Source organism: Rhizobium sophoriradicis (genome assembly GCF_003939025.1).
Lineage (GTDB): Bacteria > Pseudomonadota > Alphaproteobacteria > Rhizobiales > Rhizobiaceae > Rhizobium > Rhizobium sophoriradicis.
Genome location: NZ_RQIH01000004.1, coordinates 404,813 through 429,020, shown reverse-complemented (window position 1 = coordinate 429,020; position 24,208 = coordinate 404,813). Strand labels below are relative to the sequence as shown.

The following is a 24,208-nucleotide window of genomic DNA, read 5'->3' as shown; positions in this document are numbered from 1 at the left end:
AACCCCTCCCCGCAAGGGGGAGGGGCTTAACCTGCGGCCCTCGCAGCGGTCGTTCTTGAACGCGGAGCGTAAGGCTAGCCTTAGCCCCTCCCCCCTGTGGGGAGGGGTTGGGGAGGGGTTTTTGCCATGAGCACCCCCGTCTTCGAAACCCACCAGGGCACCTCCCCCGTCATCCTCGCCTTCCCCCACACCGGCACCGACGTGCCGCCGGCGATTTACGATCGCCTCAACGACAACGGCCGGATCCTTGCCGATACCGACTGGCACATCCACGAGCTTTATGACGGGCTGCTGCCCGACGCGACGACCGTACGGGCCACCTTCCACCGCTATGTGATCGACGCCAATCGCGATCCCCAGGGCGTCAGCCTCTATCCCGGCCAGAACACCACCGGCCTCGTTCCAGAAACGGACTTCGACGGCAAGCCGATCTGGAAGGATGGGCAGGCGCCCGATGAGGCCGATATCGCGGCGCGGCTCAGGGATTTTCATGCGCCCTATCATGCCGCCCTTGTCGCAGAGATCGAGCGAGTCAGAGCAATCCATGGCGTCGCCATCCTCTACGACTGCCACTCGATCCGCTCGCACATTCCCTTCCTCTTCGAAAGCAAGCTGCCGGATTTCAATATCGGCACCGATATGGGCCGGACCTGCGACGGGTCGATCGAGCAGGCGACGCTCACCGTAGTCGAAGCCGCTGAAGGCTATGACAGCGTGCTCAACGGCCGCTTCAAGGGCGGCTGGACGACCCGCCATTATGGCCGGCCGGAAACCGGCGTGCATGCGATCCAGATGGAGCTCGCGCAATCGACTCATCTTGAGACCGAGGCACCGCCCTTCGCCTACGACACCGCCAAGTCGGACAGGCTTCGCGTCCATCTCAAAGACATTCTGGTGCGCATCGAGCAGATCGCGCCGGGCCTGAAACGATAACGACAGGGGAACCGCCATGAGCAATCCACGCCATAATATCCGCGAAATCCGCGCACCCCGCGGCAACGAGCTCAATGCCAAGAGCTGGATGACCGAAGCGCCGCTGCGCATGCTGATGAACAATCTCGATCCCGACGTCGCCGAAAATCCGAACGAACTCGTCGTTTACGGCGGCATCGGCCGCGCCGCCCGCACCTGGGAAGATTTCGACCGCATCGTCGCGACGCTGAAGACGCTGACGGAAGAAGAGACCCTGCTCGTCCAATCCGGCAAGCCGGTCGGCGTGTTCCGCACCCACAAGGATGCGCCGCGCGTGCTGATCGCCAACTCCAACCTCGTGCCACACTGGGCGACTTGGGATCATTTCAACGAGCTGGATAAGAAGGGCCTTGCCATGTACGGCCAGATGACGGCCGGCTCGTGGATCTATATCGGCACGCAGGGCATCGTGCAGGGCACCTACGAGACCTTCGTCGAGGCCGGCCGCCAACATTACGGCGGCAACCTCAAGGGCAGATGGATCCTGACCGGCGGCCTCGGCGGCATGGGCGGCGCCCAGCCACTGGCCGCCGTCATGGCCGGCGCTTGCTGCCTTGCCGTCGAATGTAACCCCGATTCGATCGATTTCCGCCTGCGCACCCGCTATCTCGACGCCAAGGCCGAGACGCTCGACGAAGCGCTCGAGATGATCGACCGCTGGACCAAGGCGGGCGAAGCCAAATCCGTCGGCCTGCTCGGCAATGCCGCCGAAATCCTGCCGGAAATGGTCCGCCGCGGCATCCGTCCCGATATCGTCACCGACCAGACCTCGGCGCACGACCCGATCAACGGCTACCTGCCGAAGGGCTGGACGATGGCCGAGTGGAAGGCAAAGCGCGAGAGCGATCCAAAGGCTGTCGAAAAGGCGGCGCGCGCCTCGATGCGCGAGCATGTCGAGGCGATGATCGCCTTCTGGGATGCCGGCATTCCGACGCTCGACTACGGCAACAATATCCGCCAGGTCGCCAAGGACGAAGGCCTGGAAAACGCCTTCGCCTTCCCGGGCTTCGTGCCGGCCTATATAAGACCGCTGTTCTGCCGCGGCATCGGCCCCTTCCGCTGGGCTGCCTTATCGGGCAATCCGGAGGATATCTACAAGACCGACGCCAAGGTGAAGGAGCTGCTGCCCGACAACAAGCACCTGCACAACTGGCTCGACATGGCGAGAGAACGCATCGCCTTCCAGGGCCTGCCGGCGCGCATTTGCTGGGTCGGCCTCGGCGACCGCCACCGCCTGGCTCTGGCCTTCAATGAAATGGTCAGGAATGGCGAGCTCTCCGCCCCGATCGTCATCGGCCGCGATCATCTCGACTCGGGCTCCGTGGCCTCGCCGAACCGCGAGACGGAAGCGATGAAGGACGGCTCGGACGCCGTCTCCGACTGGCCGCTGTTGAACGCCCTGCTCAACACCGCCTCGGGCGCCACCTGGGTATCGCTGCATCATGGCGGCGGCGTCGGCATGGGCTTCTCCCAGCACTCCGGCGTCGTCATCTGCGCCGATGGCACCGATGATGCGGCCAAGCGCCTTGAGCGGGTGCTCTGGAACGATCCGGCGACCGGCGTCATGCGCCACGCCGATGCCGGCTACGACATCGCCCTCGACTGCGCCAGGGACAAGGGCCTGCGCCTGCCCGGCATTCTCGGGAACTGAGTCTCGTGAGGATCCTGCGCGCGGCCGATCATAAGCGCATGCCGTGGAAAAACGGCGGCGGCGAAACGGTGGAGATCGCCGTTTCGCCCGAAGAGGCCAGCCTTGCCGGCTTCGACTGGCGCGTCAGCATGGCGACCGTCGCAGCCGACGGGCCGTTCTCGATCTTTCCCGGCATCGACCGCACGCTGGCGATCCTCGACGGCAACGGCATGGTGCTGGACATTGAAGGCATGGCGCCGGCGCTGCTGACGGTGGCGAGCGATCCGCTGGCCTTCCCGGCGGATATCCCGGTCACGGCAAAACTCCAGGACGGCGCAATCACCGATCTCAATGTCATGACCCGCCGCGACGGCATTGACCATGGGCTGGTCCGCATCGAAATCGCCGGCGGCAAGACCGTGCCGCTAATGTCGCCGACATGCCTGTTGCTCTGCCACCGCGGCACCCTGTCGTTCCGCCACGGCGACGAGACCGGCGCGCTTGCCGCCGGCGATGCGCTGCTGATCGAGAATCAAGCGGAAAGCTCGCTTGAAATCGACGGCGATGCCAAATGTTATCTCGTCTCGATCGCTACACCCTGATCCTGACGCAATCGTTTGAAAATATTGGATAATCGCGGAATCATGCAGGCGTTCGCATCGGCTATTTCCGTGTCGGGCCATGGACGTCATTCGTGCTTTCGGTCTAAACTTCGCCTTTCTGATGCAGAAGAAGACCTAGACTGCCCGCGAGACCGGGGCAGCAGGGGAGCAGGCGTGACGGATCCATACGATATTCTCGGCGTTGAACGCGATGCGGACGATGCGCAACTGAAGGCAGCCTATCGCAAGCTTGCGAAGGTCGCCCACCCGGATTCGGGCGGCGATTCGCAAGCCTTCGACAATCTGCAGAAGGCCTATGCGCTGCTCCTCGATCCGGTCCGCCGCAAGGTTTACGACGATACCGGCTACGACGTCGAATTCGCCGACGCCGCCGAATTGCAGGCGCTTGTCATGATCGAGAAGCTCGTCACCGATGCGGTGCTCGATGAGCGCACGCCGGGAAGCTTCGATCCCGTCGCCGTCATGCAGGACAGCCTTTCGGAGGAGCTGCGGAAAGCGCGCTTCAGCAAGAGCGAGCTGGAACGCCATGCCTCACGCATCGGACTGCATCTGGAGCGGCTCGAAAAACAGTCCGGCCGCGATGTGCTCGCTCATATGTTCCGCGCCCGCATCGAAGCGATTGGCAAGGCGGTCGCGGAAACCGAGGCGAAGATCAAGGCAGCGGAACGCGCCGCCGATATGCTCGCGGGCTATGTCTACGACATCGATCCGCCGCCGCTGCCGGAGGCGTCGATCACCAACCTCGAATGGGCCGAGGCGTCGAGAAACCGCTCCACCGGCTGAAGGCCTGCAGCCTCAATAGGACAGCTTCGGATACCAGTCCGGCGCCCGGCCTTCTGGCGTCGCATCGAGCACGGTCCAGAGCGGCATCAGATCGGGCGCGCCCCGCGGATCCTCGCTGGGATCGGCCGTCACCTCGCCCATCTCCTCGCTCCAGAAATGACGGAGGGTGCCGTCGCGCCGCGTGAAGACGTTGAAGGCGGCACCATCGCTGCCATCCCTGCCGATCGCGTGATAATCACGGCTGTATTCATCGGTCATATCCGAATAGAGCGGCAGGTGATGCCAACCGCGCTCCTTCTTGAAAGCGAGCAGCCTTTCGATCGGCGAGCGGGCGACGACGGCAAGCGCCACGCGTTGCTGCATATCGGGCACTTCACCATCCCAGGCCGACAGCAGCGAGGTGCACATCGGACACGGGCGCTCGCGTTCACGCCCGTACATGTAACTGTAGACGACGAGCGTGTCCTTGTCGGCGAAGAGCTCGCTGAAGCTTATCGGCCCATTGCTGCCTTCGAAGCGGTAGTCTTTCTTCACCTCGCCGCCCGGCGGCAACGCCCGGCGCTGTCTCGCCACGCGCTCGATGTGGCGGCGCAATTCGATCTCTTCGGCGAGCAGCGTATCGCGGGCGATGCGATATTCCGCGCTCTCGTTGGGGAACCGGACGCCGTTCTTTGCCGCAAGCACGGCGGCGGGTACGAGATTCTGATTATTCATGTTCATATCTCCTACAATTGCCTGAGAACGTGCTGACCTGCAGCACATCGTTAAGATGACGAACGGCGGATGCGAAAATCGACAGCACGGCGCAGAAAGCGCCTAAAGAAAAAGTCCCACTTCGGAATCCCGAAATCCCCCCGCTTCGGGATTCCGAAATGCGCGGGCTTTTTTGCCCCGCCGCGGCGCAAAAATATGTAATGATCTCAGTCCCACAGCCAATTTCGGGATTCCGAAGTGCTATATAGATTTTGGTGGGAGTTCCTCAAGATCGCCCAGCTTCGAAGCGAGGCCTCGAGAACGTCCGAAATCAAAAAGGGCGCTCGACCCTTGCGGGGAGCGCCCTTATCCTGTCGGACAGCAAAGGGTTCGACGACGTCGATACCCCGGGCATCCATTTTTCAGGCAGGGCTGCTATATGCGCCCTTTGCGTCGCCGTTTCAAGGGCCGGTCTGCACGATAATTTTGCGATCCCCTAAAAGGCGACACCGGTGACGGGGTTGACCACCGGCCGTTCGCTTTTGTCCCCTTCTCCCGCCGGCTGCACGGCTGGCGGCGCCACCGATTCTGAGTCGGCGGGCTCGGGTTTCTCGGGAACAGCGGCGACATCCTTGGGACGGCGCTGCTCCGGCTTTACGTTTTCGTCATTCGTCGACATTGTCATCTCCTTTCCAGGAAGAAGTCACGGCCATCGACATGGTTCCGATGGCGGATGGAGGATTGCCGATGCTTGACAGGTTTCTGCTGCAAGGCCCCGAGGATGCGCGCTTCACGATCCTGCTTGCGCACGGCGCCGGCGCGCCGATGGATTCGGCGTCGATGACGGCGGCGGCGGAAGCGCTTGCCGATGTCGGTTTCCGCGTTATCAGGTTTGAATTCGCCTATATGGCTGCCCGCCGCAGCGGAATCCGCAAGCCGCCGCCGCGCGCCGAAACGCTCAATCCCGAATATGAGGCGGCGATTGCCGCGCTCGGCGCAAGAGGCCCCCTCATCATCGGCGGCAAGTCGATGGGCGGCCGGGTCGCCAGCATGGTCGCCGACGATCTCCATGATAAGGGAAAGATCGCCGGCCTCCTCTGCCTCGGTTATCCCTTCCATCCGCCCGGCCAGCCGGGCAAGCTGCGCACCGGCCATCTCAAGCGGCTGGCGACGCCTGCGCTGATCTGCCAGGGCACGCGCGACGAATTCGGCACGCGCGACGAGGTGCCGGGCTACGATCTCTCCGACCGGATCGAGATCCTCTGGCTCGAGGACGGCGACCATGACCTTAAGCCGCGCAAGAAGATCTCCGGCTTCTCAACTGCCGATCACCTTGCCACGATGGCCAAGGCGGCCAAGGCATGGGCCGAACGGTTGCCTGCTTAGGCTTTCGGCTGTCGTCGCCGGCTTGCGAGCTTGCGGACATCGATGCGCCGGTCAGTGGCCGATACGGTGATTTCGAAATGATCGGCCTGGACCACGTCGCGAATGTTGCGCGGCCGGTGCGCGGCGATGTTGACGCCGCCCCTCAGCCGGACACTGTCATAGAGAATGCCGGCGCCGCCGCTCGAACGCACCTGTTCTCCAAGCAGCTGCGAGGCCGCATAGCTTGCGCCGTCATAGACATCGGGCCGCAGCGTCTGTTCACCGCGAATGTCGAGATAGTCGCCGACCAGGGTGGAGGTGTAGCTTCGATAAGTGCGCGCCATCGTCGTCACCCCGCGCGCGACAGCCTCGCGCCGGAGATGATGGCCGACCTCGGCGGCGGCAGTCTTGAGGTTGTCGGCGGCATACCAGGCGCCGAGATCGGGGCCGTTGAAGCGCATGCCGCCGGGCGTGACATGCAGGAAGGCCGCCATGACGATGCTGGCATTGGGCGTGCCGTAGACCCATTCGGTCTCGGGAAGCCGCCGGATGCGGTCGGTCACGAGCCGATCATTGGTCCAGCCGACGAGCTCCATCACGGCTTCGAGATCTGCCGCCCTCGCCACCGTATCGAAGAGACCGATCGGCGGAAATTGCGACGGGATCAGCCGATAGGACGGCCGCGGCGCCTCGGCAAAACGCTCGCTCACCGGAAGACGATGTCCGCGTCTTCATACGGCGTGAAGGCCTCGTCAAGCCGGTTCGGCGGCATGTAGAGGCCGCCGCGGGCGCCATCGAGGAACCGGCGCACGGTCATCAGCCCGTCCTGGGTTCCGTTGGTGACGATATCCAGCGGCGGATGGCCGCCGAACACCGGCGCCTGGTGCGGCGTGCGCAGCCAGGCGACGCCGGCGCGTTCGTCGGAAAACAGCACACCAAGCGCCTGATGAATGCCGAACACAGCGGAAATGCGGGTCAGCGTATCGACATCAAGCGTGAAAGCCCCGTGTTCGCGCGCCTGCTTGGCCCAGCTATGATAGGTCGAGCGGGAGGGATAGCCGAGCACCAGCAGGCGCTGCTCTTCGCTTAAGCCCCAGAGATCGGCGATCGCCAAAAAGGTCCGCAAGGCCGGCGGGCTCAGCCTCCGTCGGTTTGCCGGCGCAAACCGCTCCGTTTCCAGCCGTTCCGGCTCTTGCTCCCTGCGTCGCGCCTGCTGCATCACGTTCTCCTGTCCCGAACTAGATTTAGTCCAAATCTGGGCATTCAGCAAGCGAATTTGAAGAGGTGAGGTCAGGAAAGCTCCCGCGCCGCCTCACGGATCGTCTGCATCAGGATCGACTGCGGCGCCGACGGCACGGCATCAGCACGCATCGTCAGCCCAACCGGCCCCTTGGTCTCGCCGGTATCGACCGGCAGAAGCGCCAGCCGCCCGTCGGCGACGTCGCCGGCCACCACGCCGTTGGAAATGATCCAGATCGCGTCGCTCGAGCGCAGGAAGGCGCGGCCGAAGGAATCCGACACTGTCTCAATCTGGTCCGGGAGGCTGGAAACGCCGTTGGCGATGAGGAAGTTTTCGACAACCGGGCGGATGATCGATCCGCGCGTCGGCATCAGCACCGTATAGTCCGCGAAGGCTGAGAACAGCGATTGGCGGCCGTCAAGCAGCGGATGACCAGCCCGCACGGCAAACACCACCTGTTCGGAATAAAGATGTTCGAAGGAAAAGCCGGCCATCTTTTCGGCGCCGGCCAGGCGGCCGACGACCACGTCGAGGTCACCGACGCGAAGCTCTTCCAAAAGCACCGCGTTCTCGCCGGTGACGATCTTCACCCGGCTCCAGGTCTTCTCCCTGAGGAAGAGTTCCATCGCCCGGGGCATGATGCGCGACGAGACCGTCGGCAGGGCGCCGATGCGGATCGGCGGCGCATCGGCGAACTGTTCCCGCGAGACGGAATCGAGACCCTGGCGCAGCGCCGTCAGCGCCGCCCCGGCATGCCGCAGAAAGACCTCGCCGTAGCGGGTGATCTTGATGCCGCGGCCGTCGCGCTCGAAGACGTCGACACCCAGCACCTGCTCCAGTTCGCGGATCGTCTTAGTCACCGCCGGCTGGCTGACATGCAGCAATTCGGCCGCCTTCATCACGCTCCTCTGCCGCGCCACCTCGACAAAGGTCTGCAGATGGCGAAACTTGATGCGGCTGTCGATCATTGTTCGCATAACTCCCTGGTTATCGAAAAGCTAGAAAATATCATTTTACTTAACCGGATCAACCGGTCAGTTTTATCAGTAGGAGTATATACTGTTGGATGGGCGCCGTGCGGCGGGGCGAGTTTGGCAAAAGCCAACGCCGCCCTCCGTCATGCTCGGCCTTGAGCCGAGGATCCATTCCACGGCTGCTTGGTGGATGCCGCGTGGATGCTCGGCTCAAGGCCGAGCATGACGGAGGGTGGGTAGGCGATAAAGACATTCGCGGCGCCGAGATTGAGGGAGACGGTGCGGCATAGCCCCTCGCGCCCCCACTGCCGGGGCCGAGGGACGGGTCGAGACGCGCGGGGCTCGATTCCGGCACGCTAGGATTAGGGGCGGCCAAACCCAATCTCCGTCATCCTCGGGCTTGACCCGAGGATCCATGGCGCAAATGCTGGTGGGTGTCGTGTGGATGCTCGGCTCAAGGCCGAGCATGACGGAGGGCGGGGGGACGGATCGAGCTTTTCGCGGCGTAGAGCCGGATGAGGGGAGAAGTGAAAGCCAGCCTAGTGAAGCATCCGAAACGCGGTGTGCTTTGTAGGGCTGGCGAGTTGGGCGAGACGCCGCCCCACTCTCCGTCATCCACGGGCTTGACCCGAGGATCCATGGCGCGGCTTGGTGGATGCCGCATAACGGAAACGCCAATGGACGCCCCTCACCCTAACCCTCTCCCCGTAGGCGGGGCGAGGGGACGTGCCAAACGGAGCGTCGAGGTTGAGGGAGACGGCGCGGCATATGTCCTTCTCCCGCTGGCGGGGGTCTGAAAGACGGATCGAGACGCGTGGATCGACCCAGGCAAGGTGGCGGCAGCCGGATGAGGGGCCCGCCCCCCGCTGAATTGAGGAGATTGAAGTGCAATTCGCCCGCATAAACGACGTGACGATCCATTATCAGGTCATCGGCGCGCCCGCCGACCGGCCGGTGATCGTCTTCATCAATTCGCTCGGAACGGATTTCCGCATCTGGCGCGACGTGGTGCGGCTCGCCGGCGACGTCGCCATCCTGCTCTACGACAAGCGCGGCCACGGCCTGTCCGATGTCGGCCAGCTCCCCGCATCGATCGAGGACCATGCGACCGATCTTGCCGGCCTGCTCGATCTGCTGTCGGTGAAGGATGCCGTCATCTGCGGCCTCTCCGTCGGCGGCCTGATTGCCCAGTCGCTCTATCAGCGCCGGCCGGATCTCGTGCGCGCCCTTATCCTCAGCGACACCGCCCATAAGATCGGCACGGCAGAGAGCTGGAATGCCCGCATCGCCGCGGTCGAGAAAAACGGCATCGGCAGCATCGTCGACGCCGTCATGGAGCGCTGGTTCACACCCGCCTTCCGCCGGCCCGAGAACACAGCCTATGCAGGCTATTGCAACATGCTGACGCGCCAGCCGGTCGAAGGTTATATCGCCGCCTGCGAAGCGATCCGCGATGCCGATTTCACCGAGGCGGCGAAGAGGATCACGGTTCCGACCATCTGCATCGTCGGCGACCAGGACGGCTCGACGCCGCCCGATCTCGTGCTTGCAACCGCCAAGCTGATCCCGGCCTCCCGTTACGAGGTCATCGCGGACTGCGCCCACATTCCCTGCGTCGAACAGCCGGAAGCGCTGACGGCGATCATCCTCGCCTTCCTCACATCGATTTCGCCTGGAGAAAGCAGCCCATGAACGAGACTCCCTCCGAACGCTACCGGCAGGGCATGGCGACCCGCCGCGCCGTGCTCGGCGACGCCCATGTCGACCGTGCCGCCGCAACGGCAACCGAGTTCGACCGCCCCTTTCAGGAGCTGATCACCGAAGCGGCCTGGGGCCATGTCTGGTCACGCCCTGTCCTGACCAAGCGCGAGCGCTCGATCGTCACTATCGCGCTGCTGGCGGCGCTCGGCCAGGATGACGAGGTCGCTATGCATGTGCGCGCCACGGCCAATACCGGAGCGACCCGCGAGGATATCTGCGAGGCGCTCCTGCATGTGGCGATCTATGCCGGCGTTCCCGCCGCCAACCATGCGATCAAGATCGCCAAGCAGACCTTTGCACAAATGGACGCCGAGCAGGCGGCCTGAGGGGGAAACATGTCCGAATTGGTCAATCGCAAGCCGGAGACCGGCGCCTTCTTCGCCCGCGACCGCGCCTGGCATGCGCCGGCGCTGACGCCCGGCTACAAGACGTCGGTGCTGCGGGCGCCGCAGCGCGCCCTGCTGTCGCTCGACGGCACGATCTCCGAAACGACAGGTCCGGTCTTCGGCCATTCGATGATCGGCGAGCTCGACAACGACCTGATCCTGAATTATGCGCGGCCCGGCGAAAGCGCCATCGGCGAACGCATTATCGTCCACGGCCGCGTGCTCGACGAGCGCGCAAAGCCGGTGGCCGGCGCCCTCGTCGAGTTCTGGCAGGCCAATGCCGGCGGGCGCTATCGCCACAAGAAGGAAAGCTATCTGGCGGCGATCGACCCGAATTTCGGCGGCTGCGGCCGCGCCATCACCGATGAGGAAGGCCGCTATCATTTCCGCACGGTGCGGCCCGGCGCCTATCCCTGGCCGAACGGCGTCAACGACTGGCGTCCCGCCCATATCCATTTCTCGATCTTCGGCCACGGTTTTGCCCAGCGGCTGATCACCCAGATGTATTTCGAGGGCGATCCGATGATCTGGAAATGTCCGATCGTCGGCACCATCCCGGACAAGGCGGCGATCGAGCAGTTGATCGCGCCGCTCGACTGGGGCAACACGATCCCGATGGATTCACGTGCTTATAAATTCGATATCGTGCTGCGCGGCCGCCGCTCGACGATGTTCGAAAACAAGCTGGAGGGCAATTGATGCAGCAGCTCGGCTATCTCAAGGAAACCCCGTCGCAGACGGCCGGTCCCTATGTCCATATCGGCCTGACGCCGAATTTCTGCGACATAACCGGCGTTTACGACAGCGATCTCGGCGTGGCGATGGTCAACGACAAGACGCTCGGCGAACGCATCACCGTCACCGGCCGCATCTTCGACGGCGCCGGCGCCCTCGTGCGCGACGCCGTCGTCGAGATCTGGCAGGCCGACAGCGCCGGCCTCTACAACAGCCCCTCGGAAATGCGCGGCGCCGCCGATCCGAATTTCACTGGCTGGGGCCGCTGCCCGACCCGCGCCGAGGACGGCGTCTACAGCTTCGAGACCATCAAGCCCGGCCGCGTCCCCTTCAAGGACGGCCGCAGACAAGCCCCGCACATCACCGTCTGGATCGTCGCCCGCGGCATCAATATCGGCCTGCAGACGCGCATGTATTTCCCCGAGGAGACAGAGGCCAACGCCGCCGATCCGCTGCTGTCGCGCATCGAACATCGCGAACGCGTCGCGACGATGGTCGCCACCCGCGACGGTGCGACGTGTCATTTCGACATCCGTTTGCAGGGTCCTTACGAAACGGTGTTTTTGGATATTTGAGGGGCTCGCGAATTGCTTTTTCACGAAGTCTTGCGCAAGTAGCCCCCTCACCCTGCCCTCTCCCCGAGGGGAGAGGGGAACAGTGCCCCAAATCCCTTCTCCCCTCGGGGAGAAGGTGGCGGCAGCCGGATGAGGGGGCCGCAGCCACAAAGAGCAGACCATGACCGCATCGCCCTTCGACCATCCCTTCCTCTCCGGCCTCGTCGGCGACGATGAAATCGCGCCTTACTTCTCCGCTGAAGCCGATCTCCGCGCCATGCTTTCCTTCGAGGCCGCGCTCGCCAAAGCCGAAGCCGCACACGGCGTCCTGCCCGGCGAAGCGGCAAGAAAGATCGCCGAAGCCTGCGCGGGCTTTTCTCCCGATCTCGCCAGTCTTCGCGCGGCAACGGCGCGCGATGGCGTTGTCGTCCCTGATTTTATCAAGCAGCTGCGCGCCGCGGTCGGCGAGGAAGCGGGCAAGAGCCTGCATTTCGGTGCCACCAGCCAGGATGTCATCGACACCAGTCTGATGATCCGGCTGAAGGCGATCGCCTTCCTGTTTGCAGGCCGGCTTTCCGCCATCGTCAAAGGCCTCGATGCACTCGAGCGCCTGTTCGGCGGCAACCGGCTGATGGGGCATACCCGCATGCAGGCGGCGATCGCGATCACCGCCGCCGACCGTCTCGCTGCCTGGCGCGCGCCGCTGACGACCTATCGGGACCGCCTGACCGAGCAGAATTTCCCCGTTCAGTTCGGCGGCGCCGCCGGCACCCTCGACAAGCTTGGGCCGCAGGCCGCAGCCGTGCGCGCCTCGCTCGCCCAGGAGCTCGGCCTCACCGACATCGGCCAATGGCAGAGCACGCGCCTTGTGATCGCCGATCTCGCCGGCCTGTTTGCCTCGATCTCGGGCAGCCTCGGCAAGATCGGCCAGGATATCGCCCTGCTCGCCCAAGCCGGTGATGAGATCGAAATGGCAGGCGGCGGCACCTCCTCGGCCATGGCCCACAAGCAGAATCCCGTCGCCGCCGAAGTCCTGGTCTCGCTTGCCCGCTTCAACGCCACAGCGCTGTCCGGCATCCACCAGTCCCTTGTCCATGAACAGGAACGCTCCGGTGCGGCCTGGACGCTGGAATGGCTGCTGCTGCCGCAAATGACCATGGCAACGGCTGCCAGCCTGCGGCTGGCGGGAGAATTGGCCGGCAATATCAAGCGTCTGGGAAGCGCCTGAGCCTGTCGCAACGTCAGAGACAAGGGCACAAGAGGCGGCAATTGTTTTTTCGATCGCGCGCAACCATCTAATAGGCATGACTTGCGGAAAACGCCCCGCCCCGGCAGCCCATTTACCGAAAACCAGCCATACTGGGTTGCTTTCCGACGCGAAAGCCGATTGCTTAGGAGAATATACTTCTTCTTCCGCTAGCGGTTAGGAGAATGAAAGGGGGCGCAGGCAAACCCGTGGAATTCTGCTGCTTCGCATCGGGATGAACTATGAGTACGATGGCGATGCGGGAAGGCCGGTTTGAAAAACGATGACGACAGAACTGTTTCAGATAAAATTTTGGGGCGTCCGCGGCAGTATTCCCGTATCGGGCCCCGAGTTCGACCGCTACGGCGGTAACACTTCCTGCATCGAAATTCGCTGCGGAAAACATCGGATGCTTTTCGACGCAGGTTCCGGTCTGCGCGAGGCGGGACTGTCGTTGCTTGCCGACGGCGTCAGCGACGTCGATCTGTTTTTCAGCCACTGCCATTACGACCACATCATCGGCCTGCCCTTCTTCAAGGCGATCTACTATCCCTCGATCAACGTCAACATCTGGTCGGGCCATCTCGACGGCAAGATGAGCACACGGGAAATGGTCGAGCAGTTCATCAGCCCGCCCTGGTTCCCCGTCAAGACCGACATCTGTCAGGCGACGATGAACTTCCGCGACTTCCATGCCGGTCAGGTTCTGACCCCGCACGAGGGGATCGAGATCAAAACCTTCACGCTCAACCATCCGGGCGGCGCCATCGGCTATCGCATCGAATGGCAGGGCCGTTCGATCGCTCTGATCTACGACATCGAGCACAATCCCGGCAGCTATGATCCCGTCTCGCTGGAAATGATGCAGGGCGCCGATCTCGTCGTCTACGACTGCACCTACAATGAAGACGAGATGCAGCGTTTCAAGGGTTTCGGCCATTCGACCTGGCAGCATGGCACCGAGCTTGCGAAGATGGCCGGTGCCAAACGCTTCGCGCTATTCCATCACGCCCCCTCCCGCACGGACGAACAGCTGGCGCAGATGGAAGCGCAGGCCGAGGCCGCCTTCCCCGGCGCCTTTGCCGCGCGCGACAATCAGACCGTGGTGATCTGACCACTGCCGAACCGCTCCTTTCTCCGCCCCAGGGCAAGGTAGGGACACCTCGGCCTATCGCAGCCCGTGTGCTTGCGCTTTCCTGACGGAACAGTTGCCTGGCCCGACCGTTTCCCCGGCAGCGCAAGATCGATGAAGCGGGGATCAACCATGACCGTGTTGTCAGGACAATGCCTTTGCGGGCAGGTGCAGCTTTCTGTTCGCCGCGAACCGTTGCGCGTGGGCATTTGTCATTGCACCGATTGCAGGAAGGAGAGCGGCTCGGCCTTCACCTTCTATGGAATCTGGCCGGCCGGCCAGTTCGAATATTCCGGAGAAACAGGCGAGTTCCAGGGCCGGCGTTTTTGCACCGGCTGCGGCTCGCGGCTGTTTTCCGCCGATGCGGAAGAGGCGGAAATCAAACTCGGCATCCTGTCCGAAGCCCCGACACCGCTCGTGCCGCGTTATGAACTCTGGATCAAGCGCCGCGAACCATGGCTGCGACCGGTGGAGGGCGCAGAGCAGCATGAGGAGGACCGAAGGTGAACCCGGCTACGCTCGTCCGGCATCGCCGGATCACCGTTGCCGGCATCGAGACCTTCTATCGCGAGGCCGGTCGGCCGGACGCGCCGGTCCTGTTGCTGCCGCATGGCTATCCCTGCTCGTCTTACGAATTCCGCAATCTCATGCCGCGCCTGGCCGACCGCTGGCACCTGATCGCTCCGGATTTCCCAGGTGCGGGCTACAGCGGTACGCCTGATGATTTCGACTACAGCTTCGACGGCTATGCCGCCTGGCTGGAGGCATTTGTCGGCGCCGTGAATGCCGACCGCTTCGCCATCTATCTCCACGATTTCGGCTCGCCGATCGGCGCGCGGCTGGGAATCAGAAATCCCAGGCGGATCACGGCGCTGATCATCCAGAACGGCGATATCCCCTATGAAGATGCCCTCGGCCCGAAATATAAGGACATCGAGGCGACCTGGGCGCTTCAGCCTGCCGAGATGAGGAAAGCGCTGGGCGAAGCAATCAGCGAGGAGACCTTCAGGGAGGAGTTTCTCAACGATCTGGCGCCGCCTCTGGCCGATACGATCCCGCCTGACATGTGGAAGCTGCACTGGTCGCTGATCACCCAGCGGCGCAAGGAAATCGCCATCGACCTGATCGCCGGATTGAGGGAGAACCGCGCCTGGTTTCCCGAGCACCGGAAATACCTTGGGGAAAACAGGCCGCCAACCCTGATCGTCTGGGGACCGAACGATCACTACATGCCGGAAAAGTCGGCGCGAGCCTATCTGCGTGATCTGCCCGATGCCGAACTGCATCTGCTCGGAGGCGGGCATTGGCTGCTCGAGACGCATCTCGATGAAGTCGCAGCCCTCATGCGGGACTTTCTCGGACGCGTTCACCCCGGCTGATCATGCATCCAGAAGCGCCGGCGCCGGCGACCAGCGGACGGCGGGATGCCGACCGGTCGCAGCAAACAGGGCCGACAGGAAGTCCCAGGCAGCGGCGTCATGCACCAGGTGATGGGTGAGAAGACCGATCGGTTCGTCGCTGCCGGCAAAACGGTCGCGGAGTTCCGCCACCAACTCGGCCACCAGCTCCTCGTCGCCGCGCCCGCCGCGCGTGCCGTGCCAGTCGATGATGTCGACATGGGTGTTGAGAAGCCGCACCCGGCCGCCCGGCTTTGCCCGCCCGTAAACCGAAAGCGCCGAAAAGCCGTTTTCGGGCAATGCCGAGATGAGCGCCGCGTCGATCCGGTTCCATGGCGGCACCAGCACCGGCACGAAGCGGGCGGGATGCAGCCGCTGCAGCAGCCGAAAACCGTCGCGCAATTCACCGAGCACCACGTCCGCCGGCCGCTCGCTGCCGAGTTCCTGCTTCTTGCGCTCACGCCCGGCATAATTGGTGTGAGACCAGCCATGCACCGCGACGGCGACGGCTGCTTCCTCCGCCAGCCGCGCGGCCAGTGCTTCGCCGGTCAAAGCGGGAATGACGGCAAGCGTCAGCGGAATGTCATGCGTGCCGGTCAGCGCCAGCAGCGTTTCCAGATCCTGCGTCGGCGCGACGGCATCGTCATCGCGCAGCCAGAACCGGGCCACGCGGCCGGTGGCCTGCCAGCGGTCAAGCTCGCGGCGCAGCGGCTCCCAGCTCTTGCCTTCGCTCATTCTCTTGCTCCTGTTCCGGCGCTTTCACGCAAAATTCCGTCCAAGGCGCGCGCAGCCGTCGCAAGCGAGCGCTCCTCGAGCACGAAGCGCCGTGCCGCCTGCCCCATCACATCACGCGTCTCACCGTTTTCGAGCAGGGCGGCCACCGCCGCGGCATAAGCGGCAACGTCTCCATCCGGCGTCAAAAGACCGGTCGCACCAGCCTCGACGACGGCGGGCACGCCGGCCGTTGCTTGCGCAACGACAGGCAGGCCGGCCGCCTGCGCCTCCAAATAGGCAAGGCCGTAAGCCTCGCCGCAGCCCGGCCAGACATAGATGCCGCCACGCCCGAGGACTTTGGCAATTTCGCCCGCGCCAAGCGCGCCCAACCATTCAATCCGGCCGGAAAGGCCGGCGAACAGCACCTGCACCTCATGCCGCATCGGCCCGTCGCCGATGACCGAAAGGCTCCACATCCGGCTTTCGATCAGGCGCAATGCTTTTGCAAGCATCGCGTAACTCTCCATCTTGTCGCCCGCCCGCATCATTGCGACCGTCACCAGCCGGCGCGGATCCGGCGTGGGTGGCAGCGCTTCGAAGAGCGCCGCATCGATAAAGGGCTTCAGGCCGGCGAGCCGCGCCGCCGGAAAGGCGGCGGAAAGGCCTACCCGGTCGCGATCGGTGAAGCAGATATTGACTGCCGCCTGCAGGACCGCCTCACCCACGCGCTGCTGCTGGGCCGCCCAGCCGGTCCCGTCTCGCTTTGCCGCGTAGGAGGCCTCGGCGGTGACATAGGGAATGGCGAATTCGGCTGAGATCGCCGGCCCGAAGGGATCGGGCGATTTGTAATAGGGGTGGTAACAGAACCAGAGCTCGGGGCGCGGCGCCGATTGCCATTTCAGCCGCAGTCGCTCGTCTTCGGCGCTGATGGCGGGCGCGAGCGCGGCTGCCGCCTCCGGCGTTGCGGCATAAGTCCGGAATTCGGAGGCGACCTCGACCTCGTGCCCGGCCAGCTCCAGCGCCCGGATCAGCAGCCGCGCCATCAATCGATCGCCCGACGGCACCGGATGGTTCGGCGATTTCATCGGCGCGTAGAAAGCCACCCGCATCCGCGTTCCTCACGTAAAGACACACTGTTTCCAATCGGCCTGGCCGCTGGCGAAACTCCGCTATTGTCCATTTCCCGAAAACTTGCGCATAAGCATATGGAATGTGATCGCGATGGAAGCAATTCCGCCTCCTTCTCAATTTCTATGGGCCTGCGGTTGCATCGACAAGAACGGGAATGAATGACGACGGTCTCGGCCACAGGGATTTTTTCGGAACGGACGATCAGAAGGGCGAGGCTTGGATCCGGCCTCGTCATTTTCACCTTCGTCCTATTGCATTTGTCGAACCATGCGCTGGGGCTGATTTCGCTTTCCGCCGCTGATAAGGCTCGCCATCTTTTTATCGGCATCTGGCGCAATCCCGTCGGCACCGCGGTGTTTTATTCCTCGGTGCTGATCCATATGGCGCTGGTGCTGCGCGCCATCTACATGCGCCGCAGCCTGGTGATGCCGAAAGGCGAAACAGCCCAGACCCTGCTCGGCCTGCTCATTCCGCTGCTTCTGATCGATCACGTCATCGGCACACGCATCGGCCACGAACTCTACGGTTATATCGACGATTACCAGACGATCGTCGAACAGCAGTGGATCAAGTCGCCGGCGACCGGCATGCGCCAGGCTGTCGCCGTCATCGTGGTGTGGATCCACGGCTGCATCGGCATTCATTTCTGGCTGCGTTACCGCGCATGGTATGCAAACGTCTCCGCGCCGCTCTTGGCGCTGGCAATCCTCGTGCCGGTGCTCTCGCTGCTCGGTTTCGTCCAGATGGGCCGCACGCTCGCCGACCCTTCCTATCAGCTGTCGACCAATCCTTACGAGGTGAACCTCAACGCCCGTTTTCTCTCCGACCCGCAAGTGCGCGCCGATGTCGCAACGGTGCGCGCCGGCCTCTACGGCGCCTTCTCAGCCTCGCTGCTGATCGTCGTTGCCGCCCGCGCCCGGCGCCGGCTGAAGGAGCGGCTCGACCAGGTGGCGGTGCATTATCCGGGCGGCGAGGTGATCCGCGTGCCGCGCGGCTTCACCGTGCTGGAGGCAAGCCGGCTCGGCGGCCTGCCGCATTATTCCGTCTGCGGCGGCAAGGGCCAGTGCTCCACCTGCCGGGTGCAGATCCTCGGCGATTACGAAAGCCTGCCGCCCGCCGACAAGATGGAACAGACGACACTGAGGCGCATTAATGCCGGCCCGGATGTGCGTCTCGCCTGCCAGCTTCGTCCCGACCGCGACCTCGCAGTCGCGCCGCTGCTCGTGCCGGCGGTCGAAACCGCCCTTCCCGCCAACAGCCAGGAGACCAGCCCGGGCCGCGAACGCGAGATCGTCGTGCTCTTCGTCGATATCCGCCATTTCACCACGCTGACGGAAACGCGCCTGCCCTTCGACGTCGTTTTCCTGTTGAACCGCTATTTTGCCATCATCGGCAAGGCGGTGGAGCAGGCGGGCGGACGGCTTGACAAGTTCATCGGCGACGGCGCGATGGCGCTCTTCGGCCTCAACACCGCACCGGAAGAGGCCTGCCGCCAGGCGCTTAACGCCGCCGCGGCGATTGTCGCCGAGATCGAAAAACTCGCCGCAGAACTCGCCGACGAACTGACGCTGCCGCTGCGCATCGCGATCGGCATCCACACCGGCCCGGCCGTCGTCGGCACGATGGGATATGGAAGGGTGCGCAGCATGACGGCGATCGGCGATACGGTGAACGTCGCAAGCCGGCTGGAAAGTGCCGCCAAGGAATTCGAGGCGGCGATCGTCATCTCCGAGCCGGTGGCGAAGCTTGCCGACGCCAACCTCTCCGGCATCGAAAGTCGTGAAATCAGCGTGCGCGGCCGGGCCCTACCCTTGAAAGTCTATGTGATTCCGAGAGAGAAAGCGGCAGAACCGCTCGAAGGAAAAGACTGATGCCCGGCAAGCCCTGGCTCACCGCCAAATATTGGAGCCGCCGTCTGCGCAAGGCGCGCAATGCCGCCGCCTCGCGCTTCTTCGACACCCGCTTCGGCCGCCGCCTGCTGATCGAGAACATCGGCCCGCGCGTCGTCTCGATGACGGTCAACGCCGGCGATCACCTGATGACCTTTTCACCGGCCGACTATATCGGCCGCAAGGTCTTCCGGAAGGGCCATTTCGAGCGCGATGCCGTGGACCGGCTGATCGTCATCCTGCGCGAGCGCGGCCTGCTCAGAAAGGATGCGACGCTGCTCGAGATCGGCGGCAATATCGGCACCCAGACCGTCTATTTCGCCTTGAGCAACACCTATGCCAAGATCGTCAGCATCGAACCAGACCCGCGCAATTTCCCCTTGCTCGAGCTCAACATCCGCCAGAACCGGCTGGAGGAGAAGGTCCGCCTCGTCAATTGCGCCGCCGGCGAGCGCGACGGCGAGATCGACTTTTTCCTGAACCGCAATAATCACGGCAAGAGCAGCGCCATCCGCCAAAGTCCGACCGACACGAAGATCAGCGTGCCAGTGAAGCCGGTATCCGAAATTCTGGCCGACCTCTCGATCGACCCGGCCGCCATCGGCCTCGTCTGGATGGATATCGAGGGCTACGAGCCGGTCGCCTGCCGCTCGATGCAGCCGCTGCTTTCCCGCCGCGTGCCGCTCCATATGGAGTTCACGCCGCTGTTCTATGGGCCTAAGGGCACGAAAGCCTTCATCTCGATGCTTGCCGGCTTCTACGAGAATTGCCTCGTCCTCTTCGAGGACCGCGAGGAGGAGATGAAGGTACGGGATCTGCCGGCGGTCATCGATCAGTACAACGTGCTGTTTTTGCCGTAGCTGATCGTCGTTGGCGCGTAGCGTGCGGCCCCCTTTTATTAGCCGAACCAGACGCCCCACCCCGGCCGTTCGTAGCGAGCCTGGCATTGGGCACAGCGCCGGCAGCTCATGGCAACAGCGGGTCAATCCGAAAAATTGGCGGCGGTGAAGTCACGCACCTCGTCGGCGATCCAGTTCCGCAAGGCCCGCACCTTCGGGTGATCCTGATTGCCCATGCGGTAGACAAGGTCGTATCCCCATTCCACCTCCATCTTCGTTCGCGGAAAGAGCGCCACAAGGCGGCCGGCGATCAGATCTTCGGCGACCAGCGCGCTGCGGCCGAGCGCCACGCCCTCGCCTCGGATCGCCGCCTCGATCGACATGCTGCCGTGACTGAAGCCTGCCCCTCGCATCTTCGGGTGCGGCATCATTGCAAACCAATGCTCTAGGCAAAGACCTCTGCTTGCGCCTCGGGACGCAGCGGATCCGGACCGAACTTGTTCGGACCTTCCGTGCCCGGAAGCAGGGAGATGACAATCGTTACCGGGAATGTGACGAAAGCGGCATAGGGAATAAAGCTCAGGATGAACAGCGCGAGATACCACCAACCGGAAATGTTGCGATCATGGAAGCGGCGGACCTGTAGGGATATGGACGGCAAAAAAACTGCGATTGTGAACAACAACCAGATGACCACGGTATAATGAGCCGGAGATGGGGCGCCACCACCACTGGTGGCGTAGGCGAGCACAATGGCCAGTATTGCAAGTGGGAACAGCGCCAGCACGCAGAATAGTATGAACCACCAATATTCCGACCTGGATGCCCTGCCGGAAAAGGTTGCATATTTCTGCTTCAGAACAGTCTGAACAGCTTCAGTCAATCCCATTTGAATTCCCCAATTCCCAATTGTCCGAGCATCGCAAGGTGCTGGCTTTCTGCTATAATGCGCCGATAGAACAGCTACAATTCAAACGTAAAGATTGCAAGAAGAGGACCTGCTCCCCGAAGCGGGTCAAAGGCGCCGTCAAGTTATCCGTGACGGTAGGCGTATCGACATCGACGCCTTGTGCAAGCCCGAAAAAAGCAGTTAGCTGGCATCGTTGGGGACGCTCATTTCGCACGGGTGGACGAGCATCGGGACGATAGGTGCGCTGAGACGTATCCGCATTTTGAGGGGAATCTCGTGCGCTGGTCCAAACCGCTCAGAGTGCATCTCGGCGTCCTGGTCGTCGCGTCGCTGCTTTGCACGTCGATGCCAATCATCTGGTTGGCATTCCGGCAGGGAAGCGCTGCTGCGGTGAACGCCGGCGCGCAGCAGATGCGCGAGATGAGCTTACGGCTGATCGAGGGATACAAAGCTGCGCTTCACGGCGGCACCGAGGCGGTGGCGCTGGCATCGACCCTGCCGCAGCTCATTTCCCCGCCGTCTCAGGACATCAAGGCAAAACAGGAAGTCTTTCTCGAGGTGTTGCGAAACGTCCCCGAGGCGACGAGCGTTTACACCGGCTATCCCGATGGTTCTTATCTGCAGGTCATTAACACCGCCAGAAAGGATGTGCGTCAGGCGCTGGCGGCGCCCGATGGCACGGCTTTCGCGATCAGAACGATCGCGGAGAGACAAGGCGCGAATATTATATCGACGCTTCGCTTTCTCGATAGCCAGGCAAGACCGATCGGCGAGCGGGACATCGACTACCTATCCTTCGATCCGCGGCAACGGCCCTGGTACCAATCCGTCGTCCAGGACGGTGTGCCGGTTTCCGTCGGGCCTTATGTGACCGGAACGCTCAATATCCCGACGTTGACGATCGCGGCGCCGATGAAGGATGATGGCCGGGTGGTCGTCGGCATCAACATTCACCTGCAGACGATCGGCCGCCTGCTGAATGCGCAGGGGATTTCTCCGCATGCGCGAGCCTACATCATCGATGGCGGCGGCAACCTCGTCGCCCATTCCGACGCCCAGATCATGAGCAGGGTCATCGGATTATGGGCGAGAACATCAGGCGCCTTCGCCGCGACGGCAAACAGTTTCGACACGAGCCTGGAAGCCGTGGCCAGGCTCAGGCGAGATCCCGCCTTCGCAAGCGGCGGCTTGGCGCGGCTCGATATCGACGGCGAAAGCCACCTGGCGCAAATCGCCCCTGTCAGTGTCTCAGGCCTGTTTAAGGACAGCACGGCCGTGATCGTCGCGCCGCTCGCAGACCTCGTGGAGGAAGCCCATCGGCTGCTCGTGCGCAATCTCCTGATTGCTGGCGCTCTGTTGATCGCCGGAGTCGGCGCATCGGTGGTGCTTTCCCGCATGGTCAGCCGCTCTCTCTATCGGCTCGCCGACGAGGCGCGGCGGATCGGCGATCTCGATCTCGGCGAGACGCCCGTCTCGCATTCCTGGATAACGGAGATCAATACGCTGGCCGGCGCGCTCTCGGCAAGCCGGCATGCCATCAGCCAGTTTGCCCTCTACGTTCCGCGTGAAGTGGTTCGGCGCATCATCAGCCCCGAGGGGCGAGCGGTCGTCAAAGCCAAACGGCAGGATGTGACCGTGCTGTTCACCGATATCAGGGACTTCACCACCATATCCGAGCTCAATTCTCCGGAAAACGTCGTCGATACGCTATCGGCCTATTTCGAGCTGCTGAACATCATTGCCGAGCGCCACGGCGGGACGGTCGTGCAATATCTCGGCGATTCCATTTTCGTCATGTGGAACGCCCCCGTTGCGGATGCCGAACATGCCGAAAACGGCTGCCGCTGCGCGCTCGCGATGAATGCGGCAATCGACGGCCTTAACGAGGAGAACAGAGTGAACGGCCGTCCTGTCCTCATCACGCGATTTGGCCTGCACACAGGCCCGGCCGTCGTCGGCAGTTTCGGGGCGATTTCGCGCCAGCAATACACGGCCATGGGCGATACGATCAATGTCGCCTCGCGCCTGGAGGGATTGAACAAGGATTTCGGTACGTCGATCCTGGTCAGCGCCGCCATCCATAACGCCGTCGGCGACCGTTTCGTGTTTGTGTCGCTCGGCCTGGCGCAGGTGAAGGGCCGGGCGGAGAAGGTGGATATATGGGAATTGATTGGGGAGAGTGACGGCTAAATGTCTGATCGCGAAAACTGGCGATATTCGTTTTCGCAAACGCCCCATCACCCTCGTGAAGCCTCTGCTCAACATCTTGGCGCCTATCCGGCAGGCTGCATCACCAGCGACTGATGGCAATGCACGCCGGCGAGCACCCCCGCGGCCGAGGCAAGCGTGCCGCTGTGCATGGAGCTTGCGGCATCGCCGGCGGCGAAGACGCCCTTGACGCTGGTCTCCTTGTTTTCGCCGGTGCGGATGACCGGACCGAACATACCGTCGTCGAAGGCGCAGCCGATTTGTTCGGCAATGGGGCTTGCCATCGCCGTTTTCGGCGCGACGAAGATGGCGTCGAGCGGCGCGATGCGGCCATCGGCGAGGCGCACTGCCTCGAGTTTCGGACTATCACCCAGCAATTCGACGATCGGGCTGCGTTCTATGCGGACGCCGCGGGCGCGCAGCTTCGCGAGCTGCTCTTCGTCAGGCTCGAACCGCGCCTGGGTGAAAAAGGTGGTCGCGCCCCAGTCAGGGATCATCACGGCCGAATGCGCCGAGTGGGGATGGTTTGCAAGGACGCCAAGCTCGCCGCCACTCACCTCATAACCATGGCAATAGGGGCAGTGCAGCACCGAGCGCCCCCAGCGGTCTCCGAGGCCGGCAATCTCGGGCAGCGTGTCGCGGACGCCGGTTGCGAGAATGAGTCGGTCAGCGCGTTCTTCGCCGCCGCCTTCGATGCCGACGATAAATTGGTCATCCTGCTTCTGCGCGTGGACGACCCTGCCGTCGCGCAACGTGATGTTCGGATAAAGCGAAAGCTGTCTCTTCCCCTCCTCCATGATCGCCGCCGGTGCCCGGCCGTCCTGACCGAGAAAACCGTGCGCGGCCTGCGAAAATCGGTTTCGCGGCATGCCCGCATCGACGAGCAGAACCCGCCGCCGCGCCCGGGCAAGCTGCATGGCAGCCGACAGGCCGGCAAAATTGCCGCCGATGACGATGACTTCGTAAGACATGCTGTCACTCCTCCGGTGTTTCATTTTCATGAATCAACATAAGTTACATGAAATA

At 63.2% G+C, this 24,208-nt stretch carries 26 protein-coding genes; 16 read left to right on the top strand and 10 right to left on the bottom strand.

Annotation, left to right across the window (positions count from 1 at the left end; translation table 11 throughout):
* Window positions 1-126: 126 nt before the first annotated feature.
* The 4 genes from hutG to EFR00_RS08940 all read left to right on the top strand — a co-directional run bounded on the left by hutG (window position 127) and on the right by EFR00_RS08940 (window position 4,008).
* Window positions 127-933, top strand: coding sequence for an N-formylglutamate deformylase (hutG, locus tag EFR00_RS08955; protein WP_077989491.1), 807 nt, complete (start codon window positions 127-129; stop codon window positions 931-933).
* Window positions 934-949: 16 nt separating this feature from the next.
* Window positions 950-2,623, top strand: coding sequence for a urocanate hydratase (hutU, locus tag EFR00_RS08950; RefSeq protein WP_077989492.1), 1,674 nt, complete (start codon window positions 950-952; stop codon window positions 2,621-2,623).
* Window positions 2,624-2,628: 5 nt separating this feature from the next.
* Window positions 2,629-3,204, top strand: a complete 576-nt coding sequence (locus EFR00_RS08945) for a HutD/Ves family protein (RefSeq protein WP_077989493.1) — start codon at window positions 2,629-2,631, stop codon at window positions 3,202-3,204.
* A gap of 174 nt (window positions 3,205-3,378) precedes the next feature.
* Window positions 3,379-4,008 carry a J domain-containing protein gene (locus tag EFR00_RS08940; RefSeq protein WP_077989494.1) on the top strand — a complete coding sequence of 210 codons (630 nt, stop codon included), beginning with the start codon at window positions 3,379-3,381 and terminating at the stop codon, window positions 4,006-4,008.
* 12 nt (window positions 4,009-4,020) lie between these two features.
* Here the strand turns inward: EFR00_RS08940 and EFR00_RS08935 are convergent, their stop codons facing one another.
* Window positions 4,021-4,722, bottom strand: a complete 702-nt coding sequence (locus EFR00_RS08935) for a DUF899 family protein (protein WP_077989495.1) — start codon at window positions 4,720-4,722, stop codon at window positions 4,021-4,023.
* A 475-nt stretch (window positions 4,723-5,197) separates the two neighbouring features.
* Window positions 5,198-5,380, bottom strand: a complete 183-nt coding sequence (locus EFR00_RS08930; protein ID WP_010039227.1) for a hypothetical protein — start codon at window positions 5,378-5,380, stop codon at window positions 5,198-5,200.
* A 68-nt stretch (window positions 5,381-5,448) separates the two neighbouring features.
* Between EFR00_RS08930 and EFR00_RS08925 the strand changes: the two genes are divergently transcribed.
* A complete protein-coding gene (locus EFR00_RS08925) occupies window positions 5,449-6,087 on the top strand; it encodes an alpha/beta hydrolase family protein (RefSeq protein WP_077989496.1) in 639 nt (212 codons plus the stop codon).
* Here the strand turns inward: EFR00_RS08925 and EFR00_RS08920 are convergent.
* The 3 genes from EFR00_RS08920 to pcaQ form a co-directional block, all read right to left on the bottom strand.
* Window positions 6,084-6,776 carry an RES family NAD+ phosphorylase gene (locus tag EFR00_RS08920; protein ID WP_077989497.1) on the bottom strand — a complete coding sequence of 231 codons (693 nt, stop codon included), beginning with the start codon at window positions 6,774-6,776 and terminating at the stop codon, window positions 6,084-6,086. The two genes, EFR00_RS08925 and EFR00_RS08920, sit on opposite strands and share 4 nt — an antisense overlap.
* Window positions 6,773-7,285: an MbcA/ParS/Xre antitoxin family protein gene (locus EFR00_RS08915; RefSeq protein WP_009991053.1), complete on the bottom strand. Its 513-nt coding sequence runs from the start codon at window positions 7,283-7,285 to the stop codon at window positions 6,773-6,775. The genes EFR00_RS08920 and EFR00_RS08915 overlap by 4 nt, the downstream gene beginning before the upstream one ends.
* Before the next feature lie 71 nt (window positions 7,286-7,356).
* Window positions 7,357-8,274, bottom strand: coding sequence for a pca operon transcription factor PcaQ (gene pcaQ / locus EFR00_RS08910; RefSeq protein ID WP_077989498.1), 918 nt, complete (start codon window positions 8,272-8,274; stop codon window positions 7,357-7,359).
* 891 nt (window positions 8,275-9,165) lie between these two features.
* Here pcaQ and pcaD point away from each other — a divergent pair.
* From pcaD to EFR00_RS08870, 8 genes are all read left to right on the top strand, one after another.
* Entirely contained in the window at window positions 9,166-9,972 is an 807-nt protein-coding gene (gene pcaD, locus EFR00_RS08905) for a 3-oxoadipate enol-lactonase (RefSeq protein ID WP_077989499.1), read from the top strand.
* Window positions 9,969-10,367 (top strand): 4-carboxymuconolactone decarboxylase, encoded by a 399-nt coding sequence (pcaC, locus tag EFR00_RS08900; RefSeq protein ID WP_010060636.1) that lies wholly within the window; start codon window positions 9,969-9,971, stop codon window positions 10,365-10,367. Before pcaD ends, pcaC begins: the two co-directional genes overlap by 4 nt.
* A 9-nt stretch (window positions 10,368-10,376) precedes the next feature.
* Complete coding sequence (pcaH, locus tag EFR00_RS08895; RefSeq protein ID WP_009987880.1) at window positions 10,377-11,126, top strand: protocatechuate 3,4-dioxygenase subunit beta; 750 nt, start codon at window positions 10,377-10,379, stop codon at window positions 11,124-11,126.
* Window positions 11,126-11,737: a protocatechuate 3,4-dioxygenase subunit alpha gene (gene pcaG / locus EFR00_RS08890; protein ID WP_077989500.1), complete on the top strand. Its 612-nt coding sequence runs from the start codon at window positions 11,126-11,128 to the stop codon at window positions 11,735-11,737. Before pcaH ends, pcaG begins: the two co-directional genes overlap by 1 nt.
* Before the next feature lie 160 nt (window positions 11,738-11,897).
* Entirely contained in the window at window positions 11,898-12,944 is a 1,047-nt protein-coding gene (locus tag EFR00_RS08885; RefSeq protein WP_077989501.1) for a 3-carboxy-cis,cis-muconate cycloisomerase, read from the top strand.
* A gap of 301 nt (window positions 12,945-13,245) precedes the next feature.
* Window positions 13,246-14,076, top strand: a complete 831-nt coding sequence (locus EFR00_RS08880; RefSeq protein ID WP_009992881.1) for an MBL fold metallo-hydrolase — start codon at window positions 13,246-13,248, stop codon at window positions 14,074-14,076.
* Window positions 14,077-14,226: 150 nt separating this feature from the next.
* Entirely contained in the window at window positions 14,227-14,601 is a 375-nt protein-coding gene (locus tag EFR00_RS08875) for a GFA family protein (protein WP_077989502.1), read from the top strand.
* Window positions 14,598-15,473 carry an alpha/beta fold hydrolase gene (locus tag EFR00_RS08870; RefSeq protein WP_077989503.1) on the top strand — a complete coding sequence of 292 codons (876 nt, stop codon included), beginning with the start codon at window positions 14,598-14,600 and terminating at the stop codon, window positions 15,471-15,473. The genes EFR00_RS08875 and EFR00_RS08870 overlap by 4 nt, the downstream gene beginning before the upstream one ends.
* Here the strand turns inward: EFR00_RS08870 and EFR00_RS08865 are convergent, their stop codons facing one another.
* Both EFR00_RS08865 and EFR00_RS08860 read right to left on the bottom strand, forming a co-directional pair.
* The gene (locus EFR00_RS08865; RefSeq protein ID WP_077989504.1) at window positions 15,474-16,226 is read right to left on the bottom strand and encodes a polysaccharide deacetylase family protein; all 753 of its coding nucleotides are present in this window, start codon (window positions 16,224-16,226) and stop codon (window positions 15,474-15,476) included. It lies immediately after the preceding gene.
* A complete protein-coding gene (locus tag EFR00_RS08860) occupies window positions 16,223-17,314 on the bottom strand; it encodes a glycosyltransferase family 4 protein (RefSeq protein ID WP_009994716.1) in 1,092 nt (363 codons plus the stop codon). Before EFR00_RS08860 ends, EFR00_RS08865 begins: the two co-directional genes overlap by 4 nt.
* Window positions 17,315-17,494: 180 nt before the next feature.
* Here EFR00_RS08860 and EFR00_RS08855 point away from each other — a divergent pair, with 180 nt between their 5' ends.
* Window positions 17,495-19,207 (top strand): adenylate/guanylate cyclase domain-containing protein, encoded by a 1,713-nt coding sequence (locus tag EFR00_RS08855; RefSeq protein WP_040140886.1) that lies wholly within the window; start codon window positions 17,495-17,497, stop codon window positions 19,205-19,207.
* Complete coding sequence (locus EFR00_RS08850; RefSeq protein ID WP_077989505.1) at window positions 19,207-20,085, top strand: FkbM family methyltransferase; 879 nt, start codon at window positions 19,207-19,209, stop codon at window positions 20,083-20,085. Before EFR00_RS08855 ends, EFR00_RS08850 begins: the two co-directional genes overlap by 1 nt.
* 122 nt (window positions 20,086-20,207) lie before the next feature.
* On the opposite strand, the gene EFR00_RS08845 is transcribed toward EFR00_RS08850, so the two are convergent.
* On the bottom strand, window positions 20,208-20,615 hold the full coding sequence (locus EFR00_RS08845) for a LysR substrate-binding domain-containing protein (RefSeq protein ID WP_483431139.1): 408 nt from the start codon (window positions 20,613-20,615) through the stop codon (window positions 20,208-20,210).
* The gene (locus tag EFR00_RS08840) at window positions 20,510-20,953 is read right to left on the bottom strand and encodes a DUF805 domain-containing protein (RefSeq protein ID WP_077989507.1); all 444 of its coding nucleotides are present in this window, start codon (window positions 20,951-20,953) and stop codon (window positions 20,510-20,512) included. The genes EFR00_RS08845 and EFR00_RS08840 overlap by 106 nt, the downstream gene beginning before the upstream one ends.
* Window positions 20,954-21,250: 297 nt before the next feature.
* Between EFR00_RS08840 and EFR00_RS08835 the strand changes: the two genes are divergently transcribed.
* Window positions 21,251-23,164, top strand: coding sequence for an adenylate/guanylate cyclase domain-containing protein (locus EFR00_RS08835; RefSeq protein WP_077989508.1), 1,914 nt, complete (start codon window positions 21,251-21,253; stop codon window positions 23,162-23,164).
* A gap of 83 nt (window positions 23,165-23,247) precedes the next feature.
* On the opposite strand, the gene EFR00_RS08830 is transcribed toward EFR00_RS08835, so the two are convergent.
* Entirely contained in the window at window positions 23,248-24,153 is a 906-nt protein-coding gene (locus EFR00_RS08830; RefSeq protein WP_077989509.1) for an NAD(P)/FAD-dependent oxidoreductase, read from the bottom strand.
* Between the last annotated feature and the right edge of the window lie 55 nt (window positions 24,154-24,208).